Source organism: Pseudomonas protegens, assembly GCF_003732485.1.
In the GTDB taxonomy this organism is placed as follows: Bacteria; Pseudomonadota; Gammaproteobacteria; order Pseudomonadales; family Pseudomonadaceae; genus Aquipseudomonas; species Aquipseudomonas protegens_B.
The window spans coordinates 311,778-318,806 of the sequence record NZ_MOAK01000080.1; the positions used below are offsets into that span (position 1 = coordinate 311,778).

Consider the following 7,029-nt stretch of genomic DNA (forward strand, 5'->3'; position numbering starts at 1 on the left):
GCACCCACTTGATCTCCACGTCCGGGTTGGCCTTTTCGAAGGCTTGCTTGTAGGACTTCAATTGCTCGGCTTCGAGGGCGGTGTAGACCGTCAGTTCGGTTTTCGCAGCAAAGGCGTTCAGGCTGACAGCAGAGAGGACGGCAGCGGCAAGAGCCAGGGGCTTGAACATGGTGCGGTTCCTTAGTGAGTGCAGATCAGAGGGTGAGTGAGCAAGGGATCAGTGGCCCGGGGCGGTTTGCCGCCAGGCCTGGGAGCGGCGCAACAGCCCGCGGGAAGCCCCGGCCAGCAGCAACGAGACGCCGGCGGAGGTGAACAGGATCAGAGTCGACATCGCCGCGGCGCCGCCGACGTTGCCGGCGTCGTCCATGTTCAGCACGGCGACGGCGGCAAGGATGGTGTCCGGGCTGTAAAGGAAGATCGCCGCCGACACCGTGGTCATGGCCGAGACGAACAGGTAGCGCACGATGTCCAGCAGCGCCGGCAGGCAGATCGGCACGGTAACCCGCAGGTAGTGCCGGTACAGCGGCGCCTTGAGGGACAGCGCGGCGGCCTCGAACTCGGCATCCAGCTGGCGCAGGGCGGTGGTGGCGGTCATCTGTGCGGTGGTCAGGTAGTGGGCGATGGTGCACACCACCAGCAGGGTCATGGTTCCGTAGAACACATGCAGCGGGTTGCCGTTGAGGTTGAAGAAGAACACGTAGCCCAGGCCCAGCACCAAACCGGGTACCGCCATCGGCACAAAACTGAGCATGCGCAACGCCAGGTTCAGGCCGCGCTGGCCGCTGGTTTTCTCCATCAGGTAGGCCCCCGTGAAGATCACCACACTGCCGATCAGCGCCGTGCACAGGGCCATGCTCAGGCTGTTGCGGTAGGCCAGCCAGCCGCCACCGGCGGTGTCGTTGAACTGGTAGTGGTTCAGCGACAGCGACAGGTTGTACGGCCAGAACTTCACCAGCGAAGAAAACACCGCCATGCCGAACACCAGCAGCAGCGCGGCGCAGATCAGCAGCACGATGGCCAGGTAGCAGCCATCGCGCAGCCGCGACGGTGCCGGTTTGAATACCTGGGCGCGGCCGCTCATGGAATCGCCATGACGGCGGCGCAACCAGGCGTCGACGCCGAAGCTGAACAACGCCGGCAGCAGCAACACCATGCCAATCAAGGCCCCGCGGCCGAACTGCTGCTGGCCCACCACCGCCTTGTAGGCCTCCAGGGCCAGGACCTGATAATCGCCGCCCACCACCACCGGCACACCGAAGTCGGTGATGGTCAGGGTGAACACCAGGCAGAACGCGGCGAACACCGCCTGCCGGGTCGCCGGCCAGGTGATGCTGCGAAAGGCCTTGGCGGGGCTGGCGCCCATGCTCGACGCGGCGTCGAACAGCCGGGCATCCGCCAGGGACAGGGCCGAGAGCAGGATCATCAGGGCATGGGGAAAGGTGTAGATGACCTCACCGAGGACGATGCCCCAGAAGCCGTAGATGTTCTCGGCGAACAGGCCACGCAGCATCCCCTGATTGCCGAACAGATAGACCAGGGCAATGCCCGGCAGCATCGACGGCGCCATCAACGGCAACAGCGACAGGCCACGCCACAGGCCCTTGCCGGGAATCAGCGTGCGTTGCAGGGCGTAGGCGAACAGATAAGCCAGGGGCACCACGATGGCGGCCACGCTGAGGGAGACTTTCAGGCTGTTGCCCAGCAACCAGTGGAAGTTGGCGCTGGCCACCAGTTCACGGGCCGCCAGCCAGCCTCCGCCCTGCCCGGCCTCGGCGCTGAAGCCGCGCCAGAAGATCGCCAGCAGTGGCAACAGCACCGCGACACCCAGCAGGACCAGGAGCAGAACCTTGCCGCCGACGACAAACATACGGTCACCGATCTCGGCACGAGAAGCCTGGCGCGCCCGCTTGGCAGGTAGCGGCAGGGACATTGGCACGCTCATCTTAGGCAAACACCTGGAGGCTGCGCGGCGGCAAGGCGACCCAGATGTCCTGGGCGCCCAGACGCGGCATGGCTTCCGGGGCCAGCTCGGCCAGCAGCGCATGCCCCGGCAGTTGATTGAGCTCGAAGCTCATGCGGCAGCGATTACCAAGGAAGGTGATCTCGCGGACCTTGGCCGGGAACAGGTTTTCCTCATGCACCGGCGGGTTCACGCTGATGGCTTCCGGACGGCAGAACAGGCGACCCGAAGCCGCCTTGGCCGAATCGTCGGCCAGTCGCACATTCATCCCGCCGACCTGGGCATGGCTGTCACTGTTGCGGCTAAAAGGCAGCCAGTTGCCCTGGCCGACGAACTCGGCGACGAAGGGCGTGGCCGGACGATCGTAGATTTCCTGGGGCGTGGCGTACTGCTCGACCTTGCCGTTGTTCATCACGGCAATGCGGTCGGCCATCAGCATGGCCTCGTCCTGGTTGTGGGTGACCATCAGGGTGGTGATCCCCAGGCGCCGTTGCAGCTGGCGCAGCTCGGTGCACAAGTGCTCGCGGACCCGGGCGTCCAGGGCCGACATCGGCTCGTCCAACAGCAGCAGCGACGGTGACGGCGCCAGGGCACGGGCCAGGGCTACGCGCTGCTGCTGGCCGCCGGACAACTGGCCGGGGTATTTCTTCTCACTGCCGGTCAGCCCGACCAGTTCCAGCATCTGTGCCACACGCTTGCGCACTTCCTCACGACCGCTACCGGCCAGGCCGTAGGCGATGTTGGCTTCCACGGTGAGATTGGGAAACAGCGCATAGGACTGGAACAGGATGCCGTAGTCCCGGGCTTGTGGCGCCAGCAGCGAAACGTCCCGATCCCCCAGGTACAACTCGCCCTGGTCCTGGCGCTCAAGGCCGGCGATGCAACGCAGCAACGTGGTCTTGCCGCAGCCGGAGGGGCCCAGCAGGCACACCAGCTCGCCGGCTGCGACGTCCAGGGATACGTTGTCCAGGGCGGTGAAGGCGCCAAAACGCTTCTGGATGCCCCGCACCTTCATCGGCGCGCCGGGGTTGCTCAGGGCAGTTGCAGTGGAGTGGTTCATGGACGGACCTCATCTAGCAGATGAGGCAAATCCTAGAGTCGTAATGCGTCGGTCATATGGCAGTAAGGCAAAAACGACCGATAGTGGTATTCAGGGATTTGGGTTCACTTGTCAGTCATGTGCTGGCTGCAGCTGACGCCTTCGCGAGCAAGCTCGCTCCTACATTGAAATGCACTCCCCCCTGTAGGAGCGAGCTTGCTCGCGAAGGCATCGGCATGGCCGATGCAGGTCTTTCAGGCGGGAGCCATTTCCTGCGCCAATCCGAGAAACGCCGCCGGCAGACGCGCGTTCTTGCGCTCCTTGAGGCAGTACAGGTACTCGACGATCTGCGGTGCATGCTCGATGGTCAGCACCCGCAGTTGCGGATCGTGGGGCACTTCCTGACGGGCAATGATGCTGATGCCGATATTGCGCAGCACCGCCTCGCGGATCGATTCGCGACTGCCGATCTCCAGCAGCGGGCCAAAGCTGACGTTGGCGTCCTTGAGCAAGGTTTCGGTGAGGCTGCGGGTGGTGGAGCCGGGTTCGCGCATCAACAGGGTATGCCCGGCCAGGGCATTGAGCGGCACGTGATCCAGCGCCGCCAGAGGGTGGTTGCGGTGCACCGCCAACACCAGCGGATCGCTGCCCAATACCCGACGGATCAGCCGCGCGTCCTCCAGCAGTTGCGAGGAGGCCGCCACATCCACCCGGTAGTCTTCCAGGGCTTCGAGGACTTGCTGGGAGTTGCCGATTTCCACCGACACTTCGACCTGAGGCAGTCGCTCGCGGAAGGTCTTCACCAGATCGAGGATGTAGTACGGCGCGGTGGCGGCGATGCGCAATGTGCCCTGCACCTGGCCGCTGTTGCGCAGGAAGAACTCGATGTCAGCCTCCTGCTGCAACAGGTCCTTGACCATGGGCAGCAGGCGCGCGCCCTCCTCACTGAGGCTGAGGCGGCGACCGCCGCGGTAGAACAGTTCCACCGAATACTGGCTTTCCAGGTTGCGGATCTGCGTGGTCACCGTCGGCTGGCTGAGGCCAAGTTTCTTCGCCGCCTGGGTAATGCTGCCCAGGCGGGCGACCATGTAAAAAGCCTTCAGCTCGGCACTCAGCACAGGGTTCTCTCGTTGCTTATTTGCGCAGCAGGCGCAGACCGTTGAACACCACCAACAGGCTCACGCCCATGTCGGCGAACACTGCCATCCACATGGTTGCCAGCCCGGCAAAGGTTACCCCAAGAAAGATCGCCTTGATGACCAGGGCCAAGGCGATATTTTGCTTGAGCACCACCGAAGTCTGACGCGACAGACGGATAAACGCGGGGATCTTGCGCAGATCGTCGTCCATCAGGGCAACATCCGCAGTTTCAATGGCGGTGTCGGTGCCCGCCGCGGCCATGGCGAAACCTATCTCGGCACGGGCCAGGGCCGGGGCGTCGTTGATGCCGTCGCCCACCATGCCGACCCGGTGGCCCTGGGCGTAAAGGTCCTCGATGGCCTGCAGCTTGTCGGTGGGCAGCAGGTCGCCCCGGGCCTGATCGATGCCCACCTGGGCCGCAATGGCCTGGGCGGTATGGGGGTTGTCGCCGGTGAGCATCAGGGTCTTGATCCCCAGCTCATGCAACTGCTGGATGGCTTCGCGGCTGGACTCCTTGACCGTGTCCGCCACGGCGAACAGTGCCAGGGGGCCATTGCTGTCCAGCAACAGGACCACGGTCTTGCCCTGCTTCTCCAGGGCGAAGAGTTTTTCTTCCAGGGCCGGGGAACACAGGCCCAGCTCTTCCACCAGGCGGTGGTTGCCCAGGTGATACAGCTGGCCGTTGATTTCGCCGCGCACTCCGCGTCCGGCCAGGGCTTCGAAGTTATCCACAGCGTGCAGCGCCAGCTGCTTATCCACAGCCGCCTGGGCAATGGCCAGGGACACCGGGTGGTCGGAACGTCCCGCCAGGCTAGCGGCCAGGGCCGGGGCAGTGTCTTGCGCCAACGGGTGCAGGGACAGGAAGTCGGTCTGTACCGGTTTGCCGTGGGTGATGGTGCCGGTCTTGTCCAGGGCCAGGTAGTCGAGCTTGTAACCGCCCTCCAGGTAGACCCCGCCCTTGACCAGGATGCCCTTGCGAGCCGCAGCCGCCAGGCCGCTGACGATGCTCACCGGGGTGGAGATCACCAGGGCACACGGACAGGCCACCACCAGCAGCACCAGGGCGCGGTAGATCCAGTCGAACCAGACGCCGCCCATCAACAGGGGCGGAATCAGCGCCACGGCCAGGGCGAAGGCGAATACCGCCGGGGTGTAGATTTTCGAGAAGGTATCGACGAAGCGCTGGGTCGGCGCCCGAGCGCCCTGGGCCTGCTCCACGGCGTGGATGATCCGCGCCAGGGTCGAGTTGTTGGCCGCGGCGGTCACGCGATATTCCAGGGAACCGGCCTGGTTGATGGTGCCGGCGAACACCTTGTCGCCCACGGTCTTTTCCACCGGCAGGCTTTCACCGGTGATCGGCGCCTGGTCGATGGTGGAGTTGCCGGACACGACCTCGCCGTCCAGACCGATGCGCTCTCCCGGGCGGACTCGCACTCGGGCGCCCAGCTCGACGCTTTTAGCTTCCAGTTCGCTCCAACTGCCATCCGCCTGCTGCACCGTGACCTGTTCCGGGGTCATCTGCATCAGGCCGCTGATGGCGTTGCGCGCCCGGTCCAGGGAGCGGGCCTCGATCAGCTCGGCCACAGTGAACAGGAACATCACCATCGCCGCTTCCGGCCATTGGCCGATCAGCACGGCGCCGGTCACGGCGATGCTCATCAGGGCATTGATGTTGAGGTTGCGGTTCTTCAGGGCGATCCAGCCCTTCTTGTAGGTGCCCAGGCCGCCGCTGAGGATCGACACCAGGGCCACCAACGCCACGACCCAGTCGGGGGCGGCATTGGTGAAGTGAATGACTTCGGCGGCCAGCGCGCCGATACCGGACAGGGCCAGCGGCCACCAGGCTTTCTTCACCGGCGCTGCGGCAGGTGCGACTTCGGCGCCGTCCTGCTCCAGAGGCTCGGCGTGCATGCCCAGGGATTTGACCGCCTCGATGATCGGCGCGGTGCTCGGCAGGTCGTGGGTCACCCCCAGCACGCGGTTCATCAGGTTGAATTCCAAGGCCTGGACCCCGGCCAGCTTGCCCAGCTTGTTCTGGATCAGGGTCTGCTCGGTGGGGCAGTCCATGGCTTCGATACGGAAGTTGCTCAGGCGCGCGCCGGCGCTCGGAGTCTCGCTCAGGGTGACCTTGGATGGCACCGGGCCGGAGGAACCGCAGCACGAGGCGCCGTGGGCGGCGTGATCGTGTGCCTTGACCGGCTGCAACTTGCCCGCGGGCGCATGGGAATGGCTGTGGTCGTGGTCGTGGTCGTGGTCGTGGTCGTGGTCGTGGTCAGCCTGGGGCTGTTGATCCGCGGATTTGCGCGGGCTGTGGAGAGAATCGCTCATTAGGGTCCCTTCCGAATTAAGGTGCTTGTTGCCAAGTGAACACCCTGTAGCCACTATAGGGTCAAGCACCCATTCGGAGACGACGGCAATGAAGATTGGCGAACTGGCGAAACTCACCGACTGTCAGGTCGAGACCATCCGTTACTACGAGCGCGAAGGGCTGCTGCCGGAACCGGCCCGCAGCGAAGGCAACTATCGCCTCTACACCCAGGCCCATACCGAGCGCCTGACCTTTATCCGCAACTGCCGCAGCCTGGACATGACCCTCGAGGAAATCCGCAGCCTGCTCAACCTGCGGGACAGCCCCGAAGGCCAGTGCGCCAGCGTCAACGCCCTGATCGACGAACACATCCATCACGTCAAGGCGCGCATCGACGGGCTACTGGTGCTCCAGGAACAACTGCTGGACCTGCGCCAGCGCTGCAGCGAAGGGCCGGACCTGGATCACTGCGGCATCCTCCAGCGCCTGGAAGTCAGCGGTTCGGTGGCCCCCAGCGAGGCCGAGCCGTCCCATGTCGGCCGCAGCCACGGGCATTGAGCCTGAGGCTGGGGGGGGGGGGGG

General features: G+C 64.9%; 5 protein-coding genes and 1 pseudogene. 1 reads left to right on the forward strand and 5 read right to left on the reverse strand.

Translation table 11 applies throughout. From position 1 onward, the window contains the following. From BLX41_RS36025 to BLX41_RS22720, 5 genes and pseudogenes are all read right to left on the reverse strand, one after another. A pseudogene (locus BLX41_RS36025) lies at positions 1-169 on the reverse strand (putative 2-aminoethylphosphonate ABC transporter substrate-binding protein); the annotation flags it as partial. 48 nt (positions 170-217) lie between these two features. Continuing rightward, positions 218-1,942 (reverse strand): putative 2-aminoethylphosphonate ABC transporter permease subunit, encoded by a 1,725-nt coding sequence (locus tag BLX41_RS22705; RefSeq protein ID WP_123726693.1) that lies wholly within the window; start codon positions 1,940-1,942, stop codon positions 218-220. A gap of 1 nt (position 1,943) precedes the next feature. Further along, positions 1,944-3,020 (reverse strand): putative 2-aminoethylphosphonate ABC transporter ATP-binding protein, encoded by a 1,077-nt coding sequence (locus BLX41_RS22710; RefSeq protein ID WP_123726694.1) that lies wholly within the window; start codon positions 3,018-3,020, stop codon positions 1,944-1,946. A gap of 233 nt (positions 3,021-3,253) precedes the next feature. Then, on the reverse strand, positions 3,254-4,117 hold the full coding sequence (locus BLX41_RS22715) for a LysR family transcriptional regulator (RefSeq protein WP_123726695.1): 864 nt from the start codon (positions 4,115-4,117) through the stop codon (positions 3,254-3,256). A gap of 16 nt (positions 4,118-4,133) precedes the next feature. Beyond that, positions 4,134-6,467, reverse strand: coding sequence for a heavy metal translocating P-type ATPase (locus BLX41_RS22720; protein WP_123726696.1), 2,334 nt, complete (start codon positions 6,465-6,467; stop codon positions 4,134-4,136). Positions 6,468-6,555: 88 nt separating this feature from the next. On the opposite strand from BLX41_RS22720, the gene cadR reads away from it, so the two are divergent. After that, the gene (cadR, locus tag BLX41_RS22725) at positions 6,556-7,005 is read left to right on the forward strand and encodes a Cd(II)/Pb(II)-responsive transcriptional regulator (RefSeq protein WP_092308673.1); all 450 of its coding nucleotides are present in this window, start codon (positions 6,556-6,558) and stop codon (positions 7,003-7,005) included. Positions 7,006-7,029 lie beyond the last annotated feature (24 nt).